The sequence below is a fragment of the Maledivibacter halophilus genome (assembly GCF_900167445.1).
Classification (GTDB): domain Bacteria; phylum Bacillota; class Clostridia; order Peptostreptococcales; family Caminicellaceae; genus Maledivibacter; species Maledivibacter halophilus.
Window position 1 is genome coordinate 78398 of record NZ_FUZT01000009.1, and the last position, 18481, is coordinate 96878.

The 18481-nt window shown below is 32.1% G+C and carries 13 protein-coding genes; all 13 read left to right on the forward strand.

What is annotated here, in order from left to right:
* Positions 1-101: 101 nt before the first annotated feature.
* The 13 genes from B5X81_RS17110 to B5X81_RS17170 all read left to right on the forward strand — a co-directional run bounded on the left by B5X81_RS17110 (position 102) and on the right by B5X81_RS17170 (position 18333).
* The gene (locus B5X81_RS17110; protein WP_079493369.1) at positions 102-1265 is read left to right on the forward strand and encodes a DUF819 family protein; all 1164 of its coding nucleotides are present in this window, start codon (positions 102-104) and stop codon (positions 1263-1265) included.
* A 25-nt stretch (positions 1266-1290) separates the two neighbouring features.
* Complete coding sequence (locus B5X81_RS17115; RefSeq protein ID WP_079493370.1) at positions 1291-3384, forward strand: CocE/NonD family hydrolase; 2094 nt, start codon at positions 1291-1293, stop codon at positions 3382-3384.
* A 408-nt stretch (positions 3385-3792) separates the two neighbouring features.
* Positions 3793-4347 (forward strand): helix-turn-helix domain-containing protein, encoded by a 555-nt coding sequence (locus B5X81_RS17120; RefSeq protein ID WP_079493372.1) that lies wholly within the window; start codon positions 3793-3795, stop codon positions 4345-4347.
* A gap of 159 nt (positions 4348-4506) precedes the next feature.
* Positions 4507-6249: an ABC transporter ATP-binding protein gene (locus tag B5X81_RS17125; protein WP_079493373.1), complete on the forward strand. Its 1743-nt coding sequence runs from the start codon at positions 4507-4509 to the stop codon at positions 6247-6249.
* A gap of 1 nt (position 6250) precedes the next feature.
* On the forward strand, positions 6251-7975 hold the full coding sequence (locus tag B5X81_RS17130; protein ID WP_079493375.1) for an ABC transporter ATP-binding protein: 1725 nt from the start codon (positions 6251-6253) through the stop codon (positions 7973-7975).
* Between the two features lie 257 nt (positions 7976-8232).
* Positions 8233-9192 (forward strand): helix-turn-helix domain-containing protein, encoded by a 960-nt coding sequence (locus B5X81_RS17135; protein ID WP_208985080.1) that lies wholly within the window; start codon positions 8233-8235, stop codon positions 9190-9192.
* A 334-nt stretch (positions 9193-9526) separates the two neighbouring features.
* Entirely contained in the window at positions 9527-10906 is a 1380-nt protein-coding gene (locus tag B5X81_RS17140) for an MATE family efflux transporter (RefSeq protein WP_079493378.1), read from the forward strand.
* 45 nt (positions 10907-10951) lie between these two features.
* Complete coding sequence (locus tag B5X81_RS17145) at positions 10952-12706, forward strand: ABC transporter ATP-binding protein (RefSeq protein WP_139380381.1); 1755 nt, start codon at positions 10952-10954, stop codon at positions 12704-12706.
* Positions 12703-14463 (forward strand): ABC transporter ATP-binding protein, encoded by a 1761-nt coding sequence (locus tag B5X81_RS17150; RefSeq protein WP_079493379.1) that lies wholly within the window; start codon positions 12703-12705, stop codon positions 14461-14463. Before B5X81_RS17145 ends, B5X81_RS17150 begins: the two co-directional genes overlap by 4 nt.
* Before the next feature lie 240 nt (positions 14464-14703).
* Positions 14704-15183 (forward strand): helix-turn-helix domain-containing protein, encoded by a 480-nt coding sequence (locus tag B5X81_RS17155; RefSeq protein WP_079493381.1) that lies wholly within the window; start codon positions 14704-14706, stop codon positions 15181-15183.
* Positions 15184-15207: 24 nt separating this feature from the next.
* On the forward strand, positions 15208-17658 hold the full coding sequence (locus B5X81_RS17160; protein WP_079493382.1) for a heavy metal translocating P-type ATPase: 2451 nt from the start codon (positions 15208-15210) through the stop codon (positions 17656-17658).
* 11 nt (positions 17659-17669) lie between these two features.
* Positions 17670-17879: a heavy-metal-associated domain-containing protein gene (locus B5X81_RS17165; RefSeq protein WP_079493384.1), complete on the forward strand. Its 210-nt coding sequence runs from the start codon at positions 17670-17672 to the stop codon at positions 17877-17879.
* A 166-nt stretch (positions 17880-18045) separates the two neighbouring features.
* Entirely contained in the window at positions 18046-18333 is a 288-nt protein-coding gene (locus tag B5X81_RS17170; protein ID WP_079493385.1) for a DUF5320 domain-containing protein, read from the forward strand.
* The last annotated feature ends 148 nt before the right edge of the window (positions 18334-18481 follow it).

Below are 18481 nucleotides of genomic sequence, written 5' to 3' on the forward strand. Positions count from 1 at the left end.
TTAAGTTTTACTATGGGAAATCTATATAGATATTCCAGCAAAACAGTTAATTTAATTCATTATAGAATTCAAAAAAATACTATTTACAGGGAGGACAAATTATGGATAATGTAATATTTTCAAGTTCAGGAAGTCTTATAGCAATTATAGCCCTTATTGTAGCTCTTAGTCTTTACCTTCAAAAATTTAAAGCTTTTAAAAGTATAGGCCCGGCTTTAACTGTAATAATATTTGGTATACTACTTTCAAATTTAAAAATTGTACCTACAATGGCCAATGTATATGTGGTTATATTTCAATATGCAATACCTCTATCCATGACAATGATGTTATTGAATGTTGATTTGAGTAAAATGCTTAAATTATCTAAGCAGCCTCTATTAGCTATGTTATTTGCTGTATTGAGTGTAGGGTTTGTTTCCCTTTTAACTGGATTTATTTTTGCTCCTAAATTGAATGAAGGATGGAAAATGGCAGGTATGTTTGTAGGGACTTATACTGGAGGAAGTTCAAACTTGACAGCCATTGGAACAGGATTAAATGCCAGTGCTGAAACCTTTGCAGCAGCCAATGCTGCCGATTATGTAATAGGTATGCCTACTTTGATATTTTTATTTGCAGCACCAGCAATACTTAAAAAGTCAAAGAAATTTCAAAAATTCTGGCCCTATTCTTTGAGTGAAGATGAATTACTTGGAGAAGGACATGAGGAATTGATGAGCGAAAAAGAATGGAGTATTAAAGATATTGCATGGTTATTTGCAATAGGATTTGTTGTTACAGAAATAGCCACTTTAATTTCAACAATGGCTCCAGGAACATTGCAAAGTGCAGTAAGAATACTTCTCATAACAACAATAGCAATTGCTTTAGCTCAAGTTAAACCTGTTAAGAAGATAAAGGGGAGTATAGATTTAGGTTTGTATGTGGCATTATTCTTTTTAGCTATTATAGGATTTATGGTTAATTTAAAAGATTTTTTTGGTTCTACTATGCTTATTTCATTATATATACTATCAGTAATAGTGTTTTCTTTACTTCTTCATTTAATATTATGCAGATTATTTAAAATTAAGTATCAATATGTTATTGTTTCAATAGTGGCTTCTATTGCCGATGGGTCCACCTCAGCTCTTGTAGCTGCTTCAGCCCAATGGAGGTCTTTAGTTAGTATAGGTGTTGTCTTAGGGGCCATTGGAAATGCCCTAGGTAATTATTTGGGAATATCAATAGCTTACCTTCTTAAAACTATTATTGGTGCATAATTAAGAAAAAGGATGTGTTCATTAAATGTTAGAGTACTCTCTTTATCAATCAGGAATTCATTGTGCAGATATAATATTTAAAGATGATTGTATAGAGCATATAAAAAAGGATGTTTTTAGCAATAAATGGCTGGAAAAGACTATATTAAAAAGTAAAGACATAACAAAATATGAAGAAATATATAAAATAAATCTTAAGGATTTGAATAGTAAACTTGATGAATTTAATAAAATTTTTAATATTGAAAAATTTCAAGTAGAGACTCCATGGGGAGCATTATATCAGAAATCTGAAATAAATAATAATATTTGGTGTGAAAGAAATAAAAAGTTCCCATTAGATATAGTTTTAGTGGAAAATGAGGTTGTGGGATTTATAGTAACCACTAGAGAAGTTTGTAATGTTTTAGTGAAAAAAGGTTATGAGGATTATACGCCTTTAAAATTGTGGAAAGAAAAGGAGGTATCTAATCCTCAATATGCAGTGGAATTTAAAGGTACATTTATGGTTCCTATGAGGGACGGTGTTAAATTAGCCACTGATGTTTGGCTTCCCCGAAATATAAATAAAAAGATTCCCACTATTTTTGTGAGAACCCCCTATGGTAAAAAGCTGTTTTCTCAGGCTCATTTTAAATATGTACAAAGAGGATATGCGGTAGTTATTCAAGATACAAGGGGGCGGGAAGATTCAGAAGGTAAATGGATACCTATGCACTTTGAAATTGAAGATGGCGATGATAGTATTAATTGGATTGTTAGCAATGATTGGTCGGATAAAAAAGTAGGAATGATAGGTGCTTCCTATGGAGGATATGTTCAATGGGCATCAGCAGCCAGTGGAAACAAACATTTAAAAGCCCTTGTAAGTATAGTTACTGCAGGAGGACCCTTTATTGATATGCCTAGAAAGGGTGGTACATTGGCTTCTGGTATGCTGGCTTGGGCCTTTGCAATGGCAGAAAAGAGATTTAAACCAGAAAATATGATTAGAGATGATTGGGATGAAATATTAAAAATAAGACCCTTAAAGGATATAACAAAAAAAGCCTTAAATACTGATGTATCATTTTGGAATTATTGGCTAAAGCATGATGAATACGATGAATTTTGGAGTAAGTCAAATTGGTTTAAACATAAAAATAAAATAAAAGTTCCGGCAATGGTGGTTTCCGGTTGGTTCGATGATAATGGAATGGGAACTACAGAGGCTTTGGATATAGTTAAAGAATATGAAAAGGGAAATAAGAAAGTATTTTTAGGTCCATGGATGCATAGTGCCAATACTACAAGGGATATTCATGGAGTAGGCTTTGGGAACAATGCCGTAAGATACGATTTGGATTACTATTATCTTGCCTGGTTTGATAAACATTTGAAAAATATCGACAATGGAATAGAAAAGGAAAAGGAAGTAGAATATTATACCCTAGGAGATAATAGGTGGAGAGAAGCTGAAAACTGGCTTCCAAAGGAAGTTAAACTTAAAAATCTATATCTAAGCAGCAGTGGAAATGCCAATAAATCAGATATAGATGGTAAGCTTATTTTTGAGAAGGTTCAAGCTGAGAATCATGATACTTATGTTTATGATCCAGAAAATCCAGCGCCACATTTAATAGACCTATCAGAAAATGAAGTAGGGGTTCCAGATAATTATATTAATGTAGAAAAAAGGTCAGATGTACTAGTTTATAGCACTGATAAGCTTAAAGAAGATATTACTATTGCAGGAGATATTCATGTTGAATTTTTTGCATCAAGTTCAGCAAGGGATACAGACTGGATTGTACGACTAACAGATGTGGATGAAGATGGAAATTCAATTAAACTTGTAGATGGAGTTTTAAGAGCTAAATTTAGAAATAGTTTTGATAAAATCGAATTATTAAAACCAAATAGAATAGAAAAATATATAATTAGAACTTCTAAAATTGGTAATACCTTTAGAAAAGGGCATAAAATACGGTTAACTATAACATCCAGTGCAGATAATTTTATATTTCCAAATTCAAATACGGGAAATGATTCATCAACTGATACTGAAGTTGTTAAGGCAACACAGAAGATATATCATGGTGGCAAGTATACATCACTAATCAAATTACCGGTATTGTAAATTAACTCGTTGCTTTAGTCCCCACAGGGGGAGTCTTAATATTTCTTTTTCGCTTATGCATAGATATACGCCAATAAAACTTTTAAGGGCGTATATCTATATGTAGTGAAACAAATTGAAAAGTTAATTTATACATCATAAAAGAATCTTTTAAAAACTATGAATAAGATTTTGATTAATTATTGTTGGATTGAACGTTCTTTTTATTAAAAAATATTGTAAGTTGTGATAAAATATTAATAGTCAATGGTATATAAATCTTAATTTTACATCCTTTGGAAATTTAAAATCTCTTGCATAATATATGGTAGATTTCTAGAGATTTTAAAAATGGATGTAGTAGGTAGTTTTTTATGATAGGTGAGGAAATTGCATATAGTAAAAATCCTTAATAGAAGGAGGGCGTAAATGATTGGAAGTAAAATCCGAAAAATAAGACAAGAAAAAGGACTTACCTTGAATCAAGTTGCTAATATAACGAATTTCACTGCCAGCTATTTATCTCAGATAGAGAGAAATATGACAGAACCTTCAATTTCTTCTCTAAGGAAAATAGCACAAGCCTTTAATGTACCAATATATTTTTTCTTAAGTGATGAGGACGAGGAAGAAAAATTTTTTATAAAGACTAAAGATAGAAAAATAATGAAACTTCCTAAAAGTAATATTTTCTATGAATTTTTAACTCCTATGCCAAATGAAATGGATTGGCAAATGAAGTTTGTATCTGGTTATTTTGAAATAAAGCCAAAAAAATCTGCCAGCAAAGATTTTTTTATACACAAGACCGATGAAGCAATAATAATATTAGAAGGAACAATGGAATTGATTTTAGGTGAAAAGCACTATTTTATGGAAAAGGGAGATTCTGTATATATCAAAGAGAATATTCCCCATAAAATGATTAATAATGGAAATAGTACAGTTAAAGGAATATTTATAATATCTCCTCCCGTATTTTAAGTTTAGGGAAAAGTGAGCTGTCTCAGAAGATGAGGAAGCTCTTTTTAATTTTTTGGAGCATTTTTTCTATGCTTTGGAGTAGAAAATGATAATCATTATCAAGTATAATAACATAAGTGACAATTATAAAGCTTATGCTTATTAGCGAGGAGGATTAAAATGAAGGAAAGATCAAATTTAAAATTTCTTCTGGAGGTATCTGGTAAAGAAAAAATCAAATTATACATTTCTGCTGTATTTAGTGTTATAAGCTCAGTGTTTTCTATAGCACCCTATATTTTAATGTATTATATAATTCTGGAGCTGTTTAAACCATCGGTAAATTATGAAGCAGTTAAATCAATGGCAGTAATTGTAGGAATAATTGTAGTGGCTAGAATGGCAATATTCTTAGCTTCAGGAGTATTTTCTCATATTGCGGCCTTTACAATACTTTACGAGCTTAGGATGAAGGCGGCTAAACATATGGCAAAACTAAATATGGGTTTTTTTAAAGGACATACCATTGGAGAGATTAAGAAAACCATAAATGAAGATATAGAAAAATTAGAAAATTTTATAGCCCATCAAATCCCAGATTTGGCTTCAGCGGCGGCAACTCCTGTTATAGTTATTGCTTATCTTTTTTATTTGGACTGGAAACTTGCATTGGTTTTGTTTATTCCAATTATTTTAGGCTTTATGTCACAAATGGCAATGTTCAAAGGGATGAAAGAAAGGATGGAGCATTATCATCATCTCCTTCAAAAGCTTAATTCCACCATTATACAATATATAAATGGAATGAATGTAATGAAGGCCTTTAATCTTTCTGCAAAATCCTTTAAAAATTATAAGGATTGTACAGAGGAATATTCAGATTATTGGGAAGAAATAACTAGAACAATGGTTCCCTTTTATAGTGTATTTTTGATTCTTATTGATTCGGGACTTTTATTTATAATTCCCATTGGAGGGATTATGTTTTTAAATGGAAGTATAGATGTTTCTACTTATATACTATTCTTAATTTTAAGTGCCACCTTCCTTAATTCATTTAAACAATTATTAGAATTTGGAGAAAGCTTTTCTCTTCTTTTAGAAGGAGCTGGAAATGTTAGGGATATTATAGAACAAATGCCCCAGAAAGAAGGGAATGAAGAAATAAATGAAAAAATTAAAGGGGAGATAGAATTTAATAATATTACCTTTAAATATGACAAGGAGGAAGTTATAAAAAATCTATCATTAACTGTAGGAGCAGGTAATATAGTGGCCCTTGTTGGACCATCGGGCTCGGGGAAAACCACCTTGGGGCAATTGGTAGGAAGATTTTGGGATGTTGATAAAGGCAATATTAAAATTGATGGTATAGATATAAGAGACTTCAAAATGAACAGTTTGATGGATAATGTATCCTTTGTATTTCAGGAGGTTTTCATGCTCCATGATACCATAGGGAAAAATATTAGAATGGGATCAGATAAGGAAATGGAGGAAATTATTGAGGCTGCAAAAAAAGCCCAGATACATGATTTTATAATGGGCTTGCCTAAGGGATATGATACCCTTCTTGGGGAAAATGGAATAAAGCTCAGCGGAGGGGAAAAGCAGAGGATATCCATTGCAAGGGCCATATTAAAGGATAGTCCCATTGTAATTCTAGATGAAGTAACTTCCTACTCCGATGTAGAAAACGAATCAAAAATACAAGAGGCACTTAGAACTCTATTAAAGGGTAAAACTGCCCTTATTATAGCCCATAGATTATATACCATAAAAAATGCAGATAAAATTGTTGTGCTTAAGGAAGGGGAAATTCTAGAACAGGGAACCCATGATTTCCTTATGAGGAAAAAGGGGCTATATAGACATCTTTGGGATATGTATGATTATGATTTGACTATGGAAAGGGGTGCATAATATGTTTTCAAATATAAGAGAATTATTAGGAGATGAAAGAAAAACCCTTCGAAAGCCCTTGATTTTATTAGCTCTAGATACTATATTTCATATGTTTTCCTATGCTATGCTGTATTTTGTTTTATTAGATTTGCTTGATAATGATTTGAGCATCTCAAAGATAAAAACCTATACAATAATTATGATAGTGGCCCTTATTATCAGAGCGTTAGTAAATTCAAAGGGGTATATGGGGATACAAATTAAAGGAGCTAGGGCTATTCAAAAAATGCGTATTTCATTAGGTGACCATATTAGAAATATAAATTTAGGATACTTTAATAAAAATAGTATAGGAAATTTATCTAATATAATGACAAATGATCTTCAAGACTTTGAACAAACGCTGACTCATAGTACCAGCGATTTAATAAAAACGGTTTTTCTGAGCCTATACCTTCTTGCAATAACCTTTGCAATTGATGTGCAGCTGGGGACTATTCAGGTTTTAGTAGTAATAATTGCATTTCCTATAATCTATTATGGGGGAAATAAGGTTACTAAAATAGGTAAACATAAAAAGGAAGTTATGAATCGGGTTATTTCAAGGTTGGTTGAATATTTAAGGGGAATGCAGGTGTTTAAGGCTCATAATCTGGCTGGAGAAAAGTTTGAGAGATTAGAAAAATCCTTTAAAGATTTAAAAAAGGAGAGCATAAGAACTGAAATTTCTATTGTGCCCTATGTATTATTATTTCAAATTATTGTAGATTTGAGCTTTCCCATATTATTACTTACTGCCGTAACAAAATTTGGCACTGGTACAATAGGAAAAAAAGAGCTTTTGACCTTTATTATAATAAATATAGCCCTTACAAATGTACTTAGGGGATTTGCAGCCCAATATGGAAAGCTTCGTTATTTAAAACTAGCATCTGAAAAGCTTATTAGTACTTACAACGAGAAGGAAATGAGCTATAAATATGAAGATGTAAATTTTGATAATTATGATATTGAATTTGAGGATGTAAGTTTTGAATATGAAGAGGGTGAAAATGTTATTAACAGCTTAAGCTTTAAGGCTAAGGAGGGAACCATGACTGCCCTTATTGGTCCTTCGGGGTCTGGTAAAACTACCGTTACAAGTCTTATAGCCAGATTCTGGGACATAGATAAGGGGAAAATAAAAATTGGGGGAAGGGATATAAGGAATATAAATCCCGATTCACTATTAAAACATGTAAGCATGGTTTTTCAGGATGTATATCTTTTAAATGATACAATATACAATAATATAAAGCTTGGGAATCCAAATGCCAGCAGGAAAGAAGTAATAAGAGCTGCTGAGATTGCCAACTGTCATGAATTTATAGAAAAGCTTGAAAAGGGGTACGATACAATTGTAAGTGAAGGGGGTTCCACTTTATCGGGGGGAGAAAAGCAAAGAATATCCATAGCAAGGGCTATACTTAAGGATGCTCCTATAGTATTATTGGATGAAGCTACTGCTTCCCTTGATGCAGACAATGAATTGGAAATTAGAAAATCAATTAAGGAACTTACAACAGATAAAACTGTAATAGTAATAGCCCATAGATTAAATACTATTAAGGATGCAGATCAGATTATTGTTTTAAATGAAGGAAAGGCCGAGGAAAAGGGAAATCACATGCAATTAATAAAGAATAGGAGGAGGTATTATAATATGTATAATGAAATGGAAAGGGCCAAAAGGTGGGCAATTTAATTTGACATATTATAATCCCTTTTATATAATAACAATGAAATGATAACCGATATCAATAATTAATGGTTATCATTTCATTGTTTGAAATTATAACTTAGAGTATATAAAAATGAAGGAGTTTTGTGATGTGCACCAATAAAGCTAATAGGAGAATATTCTTGTAATATTTCTAAGAAATACTATATAAATTCCAAGGCTTTTAGTTTTGAAGCAAAATAGATATTCTAAAGGAAGGTATAACAAGAATGCGGAATATAATGAGTGATTCATTCTATTTAAACAAGATGGCTGTATTATCAAATTACACCGAAGATTATTTTACGTATAAGCTTTTGCCTGAATACGGAGAAGGAACATTTACTATCTTTAAAATAATACCGGGATTTTATTTATCATTTAATAATTTTGTTATGAAAAATAAGATAATTAATTGTGATAAGAAATACGAATTGTTTTCACAAACCCGTATGAAAATTGATTATTGCTTAAAGGGTAAAGTGCTAGCTTATAATAGAAAAGGGAAGGTGTGCGTTTCCAATAAAGGAAAGACTTCATATTATACTGGTGTTGAAAATCTTTATACAGTAGAGCATTTTGATAAACAATATGAGAGTATTACACTATATGGATACATTAATGAAATTGCAAATGTTTTTGAAGAAATATTTAAAGTGAAGAAAAAAAGTTTTTTCGATTTTTGTAAGTTGGTTAATGAAGAAAAGGAATTTATAGTTATTAAAAGAGATACTACAGCTATACGTCTTGTTAATGAGATAAAGGAAGGTCTTAAGAATAAAGAAAATGAGAATACTAGACTTAGAGCTATTGAATTACTATTATATGAACTTAAAAATTTTAAAGGAAATAAGAGACGGAAAGAAGTCTATTATAGTAGGTCTACAATTGACAAGATTATAGATATTGAAAGGTATATAATTAATAATTTGGATCAAAAAATTACCATAAACAAACTTAGTAGCAAATTTGATATTTCTGTAGACATATTAAAGAAATGCTTTAAGCAGGTGTTTTCTACTAGTGTATATGCATATGTTAAAAAATCTAGAATGGAAAAGGGAAAAGAACTACTAAAAAATAGCGATAAGCTTATTACGGAAATAGCATTGATTTGTGGATATAACAACCATCATAGTTTTAGTAAAGCATTTAAGGGGCACTATAAAATTACACCAAGAGAAATGAGGAAATCAGGTTAGGCTTTCATATTTAATTAAGAAACTTGCATAATTAACATTATTAATTTTAAAATACAATATGCGGATAGCTCTCTTGGCTCTCTCCACTACATTTTGTATTTTAAAATTCTTCACATGTATTATGCAATTTCCTCAATTATATGAAGGCTTTTTTTATTTTTAAAATAAAATTTTAAAATCTTTATTTAAAACTCTTTTTGGAACCCTTTTACCCTTTTTGCGAAAGAAGCTAGTTGTTTTTTATGTTAAACTTATTGATAATGATAACCATTATTGAAATTCATCCCTATGGTATATAGAAGTAAGAAATATTTAGAAATGGAGGGTTAAAACTATGAATGATAGTAGAAAAGATTTATTGGAAATGAGCATGGGAAAACTCTTTATGAAGCTTGCTGTACCTGGCATGATAGGTATGCTGGCAGTAGGGTTATATAATATGGTTGATGCTATATTTGTTGGGCAGCTTGTAGGAGCTGCTGGAGTTGGAGCTATAACAATGGGATATAATATTGTTTTAGTAAATCAAGCAATTCTTACATTGTTTGCCACTGGAGCAATGTCACTTTTATCAAGGGCTATGGGTGAAAAGGATCAAAAAACAATTGATAAGCTATTTGGCAATGTGCTTATAGGCGTAAGTGTTTTATCGGTAATTCTTACAGCCATAGTATTAAGTGGCGCAACTAATATTCTTAAATTTCTTGGATCAAAGGGAGAAATATTGGTCTTAGGTGAAAGATATATAAAAATCATTGCATTAGGCTTCATATTTGGTGGGGTGGGACCTGCCCTTAATATGTTAATTCGTGGTGAAGGTAATATGAAATCTGCTATGAAGATTGTATTTGCAGGTATGATAATAAATATAATTCTAGACCCAATTTTTATTAGTGTATTTGACATGGGTATAGAAGGTGCGGCAATAGCTACTGTCATTAGCCAATTAATATATTTGTTAGGGGATATAATATATTTCAAATCAGGTAAAAGTGTTATTAAGCTAACAAAAAGAAGCTTTAAACTATCCCTTGATATTATGCCGCGAATATTGTCAGTTGGTTTTTCAGGTATGCTTATGCAAGTAATGTCTGCTGTTCAATTGGCTATTTTACTGAGATTAATGTCTTCCTATGGAGGCAACAATAGTATTATTATTCTAAGCTGTGCTCAGAGAATACTGATGTTCGCTTTTATACCTATGTGGGGAATCGGGCAAGGATTACAGCCTATATTAGGAGCCAATTATGGTGCAAAGCAATTTGATCGTGTTAAAAGAGCATTTTTATCCTTTACAAAGATAGCAATAGGAATATCAGGTGGATTATGGATTTCTTTCATGCTGTTTCCTAAATTTATATTAAGTTGGTTTATAACAGATCCTATATTGGTTCAATTTGGAGTAAATAATTTCAAGATATATTTATGTGTATTTGTGCTGTATGGGTTTATGATAACATCTATTACACTCTTCCAAGCTCTTGGTAAAGCAGGTAAGGCTGCAATAGTAGTTATGGGAAGACAAATATTATTTTTTATTCCAATAGCTTTAATTTTACCAAGGTTTATAGGTGAATTAGGTGTATGGTTAGCGCTACCTCTTGGAGATTTGTTGGTAATTATACTTTCTTCTATTTTCGTTATAGGAGAGTTTTCAGCTTTAAATAATAAAAGTAAAAGTTATATAAATGGTAAGTTGAAAGAAGAATTTTAAAAGCATAGTAAAGTTTTGTTATGCTAATTCAAGGAAGGTGAAAAAATGGGAGAAATAATGAAAATCTTTTCTTATGCAAAGGATTATAAAAATAAGACCTATATATCAGTTGTACTTTCAACAATAAGTGTTTTTGTGGGAATAATACCCTATTATTTAGTATATAAAATTATCATGGCATTTGTAGGAGATACCCATGTGACAATTAATTATATACTGATGATATCAGGGTTTATTCTAATTAGTTTGCTTCTTAAATCCTTGTTATTTTTTATGGCAATGGCTGCTTCCCATGATGCTGCCTATGATACTCTTATGGGAATGAGAAAAAAGTTAGCTGATAAAATGATAAAAATGCCAATGGGTGAAATAAACAAAAAGAGTTCAGGAAATTTTAAAAACATTTTTGTAGACTTAATAGAAGAAATGGAATTAATTTTAGCCCATATGATACCAGAAGGTATATCTAATTTAGTTGTTCCCTTAGTAGTTTTAGTATATCTATTTATTCTTGATTGGAGAATGGCATTATTATCATTAGGTACTATTCCCCTTGGAATGGTTATGTATAAACTTATGTTGCGTGGAGCTGGTGAAAAGATTAAGCAGTATTTTAAAGCATCCAATGAAATGAACTCAAATATTATTGAATATATAGGTGGTATGGAAGTAATTAAAATATTTAATCAGACTACGACTTCCTTTGAAAAGTATACGAATTCAGTTAAGAATTACAAAAAATTTACCCTTGATTGGTATAAACAATCATGGATATATATGACTGGTTTTTTTACTATTGTACCTTGCACCATGTTATTTGTAGCACCCTTTGGAGCATTATTTTATACTAAGGGGACTCTTTCTTTAGGCACATATGTTTTATGTATGCTATTATCTATTGGATTAGGTGCTCCTTTAACTCGATTAGCAGAATTTGTTGAATTTACTCATATGTTAACTGAAAAAAGTAAAATTATTGAGGATTTGTTTGATAGTAAAGAGATAGTTGAAAAAGATATGTACAAAATACCTGAAAATTATGATATTTCCTTTAACAATGTTACCTTTGCCTATGATAAACAGGATGTTTTAAAGGGTGTTAGCTTTAAGGCTAAGGAAAATACAGTAACAGCCCTTGTTGGAGAATCTGGTTCAGGTAAGTCAACCTTAGCAAAAATATTAGTTAGATTCTGGGATGTAGAAAAAGGCGGAATTAGAATTGGTGATGTCAATATAAAAGATATTCCCTTTGAAAAATTAATGGATTATATAAGTTATGTTTCCCAGGATATATATCTTTTTAATACTTCAATTATGGAAAATATACGTATGGGTAAGCCTAATGCAACAGATGAAGAGGTAATACAGGTGGCAAAATTAGCTCAGTGCCATGATTTTATTATAGAGTTTGGAGATAAATACCATACCAGTGTAGGGGATACAGGTAATAAGCTTTCAGGAGGACAAAAGCAAAGAATATCAATTGCAAGGGCACTGCTAAAGGACGCACCCATTATAATTCTTGATGAAGCAACTGCCTTTACTGATCCTGAAAATGAAGATAAAATACAAGAAGCATTAAACAGTTTAACAGGTGGTAAGACTATTATTGTAATAGCCCATAGATTGTCTACTATAACAGATGCAAACAATATAATTGTAATGGATAAGGGCAAAATATCAGCTCAAGGAACTCACGATAAGCTCCTTAAAAAATCAAAAATTTATAGCTCCATGTGGGAAGCCCATACAAAAGCTATGGACTGGGATATTAAAGTAAAGGAGAATAAGATATCATGATTAGAATCATTAGGAGAATGTTAAAGCTTGCAGATGAGTTTGCAGTTAATATAAAAAAAGCAATGGTATGTGGGTTCTTTTTAGGTGTATTTAGAAACATGCCTATTTTTGCTATCCTTTATATTTTATTTAAAATAGTAAATGGAACTATTAATACAAATACCGCTTTTATAAGCGGACTTATAATTGTAGTAGGCTTAATTGGACAGTATGTTTTTAAGTATCTTGTTTACATTTTGCAAAGTGGAACTGGTTATAAAATTTTCGAAAGAGAAAGAATAAAGATCGGAGATAGATTTAAAAGATTTCCCATGGGCTTTTTCAGTGATGGTAATATGGGTAAAATTTCGGCAGTAATAACATCGGATTTAACTTTTGTAGAAATGTGGAGTATGGACTCAATAGATAAAGTGGTTACTGCATATGTTAACATAATTATCGGTTGTATTTTTCTGTTGATATTGGATTACCGTTTAGCTTTAGTATCAATAATAGTAACTATTTTAGCGATGATGGTATTGAGAAAATTACAGGTTATTGGAAAAAAGCAATCCTACATAAGGCAAAGTGAGCAATCTAAAATGGTTTCTGCTGTTCTTGAATATGTACAGGGAATATCCGTAATAAAAGCATTTAATATGAGTGGAGACAAATCAAGGGCGACTAAGGAAGCCTTTGAAAAATTTAGAGATATTTCTTTAACGATGGAAAAGAGATTTATGCCTTCCATGTTTCTATTTGAATCATTTTTTTCAGTTGGTATTGCTGGCACGATATTTTTAGCAGCAAGCTTAACATTAAATGGAAGTCTTGACATGTCTATAATGCTAATGATGTTCATATTCATTTTTGAGTTGTATTTGCCATTAAAAGCTCTGGGGGTTTTAACTGCTAAACTTAGAATTATGGAGGCTGGTCTTAATAGATATGAAGCATTAAAGGATATAGAGATAATTGATGAAGATGGAAGAGATATTAGCCTTAATAAATTTGACATTGAGTTTAAGGATGTAAGCTTTGCTTATGAGGAGAAGAATGTATTGAAGGATATTAGCTTCAAGGTTCCTGAGCGCAGCATGACTGCTCTAGTAGGAGCTTCAGGTTGTGGTAAAACTACAATAGCCAACCTTATTGGGAGATTTTGGGATGTACAAAAAGGAGAGGTATTAGTAGGAGGAATTAATGTAAAAGAAATGACCTGTGATAGCCTTCTTAAAAATATCAGCATGGTATTTCAAAATGTATATTTATTTAACGATACAATTTTAAATAATATAAAATTTGGGAAGCCGGATGCTACCGATGAAGAAATAGAAGAAGCAGCTCGAAAAGCAAAATGCTATGATTTTATTATGGAGCTTGAAGATGGATTCGATACCATAGTTGGAGAAGGGGGCTCAACATTATCAGGAGGAGAAAAACAAAGGATTTCAATAGCTAGAGCCATTTTAAAGGATGCACCTATTATTCTTTTAGATGAAGCAACTGCAAGCGTTGATCCTGATAATGAAAATCAAATCCAAATGGCTATAAATGAGCTTGTCAAAGATAAAACCCTTGTTGTAATAGCCCATAGATTGTCTACTATACGTAGTGCCGATCAAATACTAGTTGTTGATGATGGTAAATTAATTCAAAGTGGAACCCATGAAGATCTTATACAAGAGGAGGGGCAATACAATGATTTTTGGAAGAGAAGGATGAAGGCTAGAGGTTGGAAGATTAATAGTAATGTAAAATATCAAGTAGAAATCTAGAAAAATTTTTGTTGATTTTCAGAATCATACTTTTATATAGTCTGTATAGTGTTTTGTCAAAATATTATATAGGCTTTTTTAATTGAGCAAATTACATAGTTACCTTCTGTAACTACAAATGCGTAGTAAGACACTTTGCTTTTCGATATACCCAAAACGGAATAATAATGGACAAAAATAAACAAAAATACTTGAAAATCATTATCAATATGGTATAATAAAAGAAAAAAAGGAGATTCCATGGAAGAAAAATATTATACAATTGGAGAAGTTGCTAGCAAATTGGAAGTACATACAAAAACAGTAAGAAGATACATCTATAATGGTAAAATACAAGCTTTGAAGGTGGGTGGTCAGTGGAGAATTTATCAAGGTGCACTTGATAAGTATTATGAAAGCTCCAAGTATCCAAGTGATAAAGAAACCGTTAGCCAGGATGACTTTTGCATTTTCATGGATGGACAAAATAGGACAACTAATGACAAACTTCAAGTATGTAGTATTATTGATTATTATGTAGATCAGCAAGAGGAAGCAAAGCCAATAGCTTATGAAATCACCGATGTAATAATGTCTATGGAGGGACAGGATAAATATCGTTTTAATTATGTATATGATGCAGCAGAAAAGAGAGTACGGTTTGTATTATGGGGGAATGGTGCTTTTATGGAAGCAGTAGCTAAGCGTTTAAAAAAATTTGATGGAAAATTAGAACCATAAAGCATAAAGAGAGAAGGGTAAAGTATGCATGTAAAAACAACATATCGAATTGATGGTATGACTTGCGTGGCTTGTTCAGCAGCAGTAGAGCGTGTAACTAAAAAAATAGATGGAGTTTCATCGGTCAGTGTAAATCTGAACATGAAGAAAATGCAGATTGAATATGATGATGAAAAAGTAAATAGGGATAAGATTTTTGAAAAAATAGAGAAAGCTGGTTTTGTACCTTCTGAGGATATTGAAGAAAAGAAAGTTACCATACCTATTCTGGGTATGGAGTGTGCAGCCTGTGCTAAAGCAGTTGAAAAAGCTATTGGAAAATTGGAAGGTATATTGGAGGTTACTGTAAATGGACTTGCCAATAAAGCCTATGTAAAATATGATGTTAAAAAAATTAGATTATCTGAAATTAAAAGAGCAATAGTAAAGGCAGGATATGAGCCTAAGGAAATTGAACGCAATATAGACAATGAAGTAGAAGATTCAGGACGCTTAGAGGAAAATAGGATGTGGCTTAGATTTAGAATAGCAATAGGATTTGTTATTCCCCTTCTTTATGTTTCAATGGGCCATATGATAGGTCTTCCTATTCCCAAATTTATAGATCCTATGACAGCTCCCCTCAACTTTGCAATTGCACAATTTATTTTACTGGCTCCAATTACTATTGTTGGAAGACATTTTTATACTAGAGGCTTTAAAACCCTTTTTACTGGTCATCCTAATATGGATTCCCTTATTGCAGTGGGTACATCGGCTGCAATATTGTATGGAATAGTTGCAACCTATAGGATTGCAATTGGGGAAGTACATTATGTAAGGGATTTATACATAGAATCTGCAGGAACAATTATTGCCCTTATTATGCTGGGTAAGTCTTTAGAGCATCGGTCTAAGGGAAAGGCATCGGAAGCTATAAAAAAGCTCATGGGACTTAGACCGAAGGAAGCTGTGGTTTTACATGGTGAAGAAGAAATCATTATACCTATAGATGAGGTGGAAGTAGGGGATATTGTTTTAGTTAAGCCAGGTGAAAAAATACCCGTTGATGGAAGGGTAATAGAAGGATATAGTGCCGTTGATGAATCTATGATTAGTGGAGAAAGTATACCTGTTGAAAAGAAAATTGGAAGTCATGTAGTTGGAGCAAGTATTAATAAAAATGGTCTTTTAAAAGTTAAAACTACAAAGGTGGGACAAGAAACAGCACTGGCTAAAATTATAGAGCTGGTTGAACAGGCCCAAGGTTCTAAAGCTCCTATTGCCAAACTGGCAGATATTATAGCGGGGTATTTTGTACCTACTGTAATTACTATTGCAGTTTTGTCAGGACTGGCATGGTATTTAGCAACAAAGGATTTAGAGCTTACACTTAAAGTATTTATTTCTGTGTTGGTTATAGCTTGTCCTTGTGCACTAGGGCTAGCTACTCCAACTGCTATTATGGTTGGAACTGGTAAAGGAGCAGATGAAGGAATATTGATAAAGAGTGGTGTAGCCCTGGAAAGAGCCCATAAAATAGATGCCATAGTTTTTGATAAAACAGGAACAATTACGGAAGGTAAGCCGAGGGTTACAGATTTTATTACTAAGGGACATGACAAATTAGATATATTGAAATGGATTGCTTCAGCGGAAAAGGGTTCTGAGCATCCCTTGGGTGAGGCTATAGTTCAAAGAGCCCAATCAGAAAATATTGGACTATCTAAAGTGAAGAATTTTGGTATTATTTCAGGACAAGGTATTAAAGCACAAGTGGAACAACATGACCTTTTATTGGGAAATGAGAAGATGATGAGTGATTTTAACATTCAGGGATGTGATTTTGAAAAGGGTTACGAATTAGCAGCCCAAGGAAAAACACCTATGTTTATTTCAGTTGATGGAAAGTATGTAGGTATAGTGGCAGTGGCCGATACAGTTAAGTCAGACAGTAAGTCCGCTATAGAGCATTTAAAAAATATGGGTATCAAGGTAGCTATGATTACTGGTGACCATCAAAAAACAGCAGAGGCTATAGCTAAGCAAGTAGATATAGATTGGGTTATATCTGAGGTTTTACCAGAGGATAAATCCAGAGAAGTAAAGGCTCTTCAAGAAAAGGGATATAGGGTAGCTATGGTTGGAGATGGAATTAATGATGCACCAGCTTTGGCCCAGGCAGATATTGGTATAGCCATAGGCTCTGGAACAGATGTGGCTATGGAATCAGCAGATATAGTATTGATGAAGGACAGCATAGTTGACGTGGTGAAGGCTATTGAACTCAGTCATGCAACTATTAGAAACATCAAACAAAATCTATTCTGGGCCTTTGGATACAATACCCTTGGAATCCCAATAGCAGCGGGAGTACTCCATATATTCGGAGGTCCCCTTCTTAATCCTATGATTGGAGCTGCAGCAATGTCCTTTAGTTCAGTATCAGTTGTTAGTAATGCCCTTAGATTAAAGAATTTTAAATCAACTTTATAGGAGGAAATAAAATGGAAAAAATCATTAAAATAGAAGGTATGAGTTGTCAGCACTGTGAGAACAGAGTTAGAAAATCTTTAGAATCTTTAGGCAATGTGGAAATCATCGAAATCAGTGCAGAGAAAGATGAAGCTAAGATTAAAGTGTCAGAAAAGATTATAATAGACCAAGTTAAAGAAGCAATTGAAGATGCAGGATATGATGTTATTGATATTATATAGGTAGAATTCAAATAAAGAGCCTTCAGACTAGTATATAACACTGGTTTGTGGGCTTTTTGTTTTGTGAAAAAGAAGAAATAAAAAAAGTTATTGACATATACCCAAAACATGCTATAATATAATTATAAAGGGTATATACCCAAAACAAAAAAGAGGAGGAATTGCAATGCCAAGAAATGATGGAACAGGACCACTTGGGAATGGACCTATGACAGGTAGAGGCTTAGGACTATGTAATGATGGTAAAGCTTTTGGCTTTGGATTAGGTAGAAGAGGAAGAGGATTAGGATGTAGAAGGGGCTTTGGAAGAGGCTTTGGAAGATTTTTTTACGATATTAATCAAAATCCTCAAAACCAAAAGGCCATACTTGAAAAACAAAAGGAAATTTTAGAGCTAGAATTAAAGGATATAAATGATACATTAAAAAATTATTCAGAAGATGATGAAAAATAAAGAGGGGAGTTTACTTCCTTCCTTTATTTTGTTAATATAAAACTTAAATACGATTACTAAATTTATATATAGAAAAATCCTAAAAGAGTTTATATTTAAGAAACTTGCATAATTAACATTATTAATTTTAAAGTACAATATGTAGATA

Coding starts and splice junctions, on each gene's coding strand:
- B5X81_RS17110 (WP_079493369.1), top strand. CDS start 102: ATGGATAATGTAATATTTTCAAGTTCAGGAAGTCTTATAGCAATTATA.
- B5X81_RS17165 (WP_079493384.1), top strand. CDS start 17,670: ATGGAAAAAATCATTAAAATAGAAGGTATGAGTTGTCAGCACTGTGAG.
- B5X81_RS17115 (WP_079493370.1), top strand. CDS start 1,291: ATGTTAGAGTACTCTCTTTATCAATCAGGAATTCATTGTGCAGATATA.
- B5X81_RS17130 (WP_079493375.1), top strand. CDS start 6,251: ATGTTTTCAAATATAAGAGAATTATTAGGAGATGAAAGAAAAACCCTT.
- B5X81_RS17150 (WP_079493379.1), top strand. CDS start 12,703: ATGATTAGAATCATTAGGAGAATGTTAAAGCTTGCAGATGAGTTTGCA.
- B5X81_RS17160 (WP_079493382.1), top strand. CDS start 15,208: ATGCATGTAAAAACAACATATCGAATTGATGGTATGACTTGCGTGGCT.
- B5X81_RS17145 (WP_139380381.1), top strand. CDS start 10,952: ATGGGAGAAATAATGAAAATCTTTTCTTATGCAAAGGATTATAAAAAT.
- B5X81_RS17120 (WP_079493372.1), top strand. CDS start 3,793: ATGATTGGAAGTAAAATCCGAAAAATAAGACAAGAAAAAGGACTTACC.
- B5X81_RS17170 (WP_079493385.1), top strand. CDS start 18,046: ATGCCAAGAAATGATGGAACAGGACCACTTGGGAATGGACCTATGACA.
- B5X81_RS17135 (WP_208985080.1), top strand. CDS start 8,233: ATGAGTGATTCATTCTATTTAAACAAGATGGCTGTATTATCAAATTAC.
- B5X81_RS17125 (WP_079493373.1), top strand. CDS start 4,507: ATGAAGGAAAGATCAAATTTAAAATTTCTTCTGGAGGTATCTGGTAAA.
- B5X81_RS17155 (WP_079493381.1), top strand. CDS start 14,704: ATGGAAGAAAAATATTATACAATTGGAGAAGTTGCTAGCAAATTGGAA.
- B5X81_RS17140 (WP_079493378.1), top strand. CDS start 9,527: ATGAATGATAGTAGAAAAGATTTATTGGAAATGAGCATGGGAAAACTC.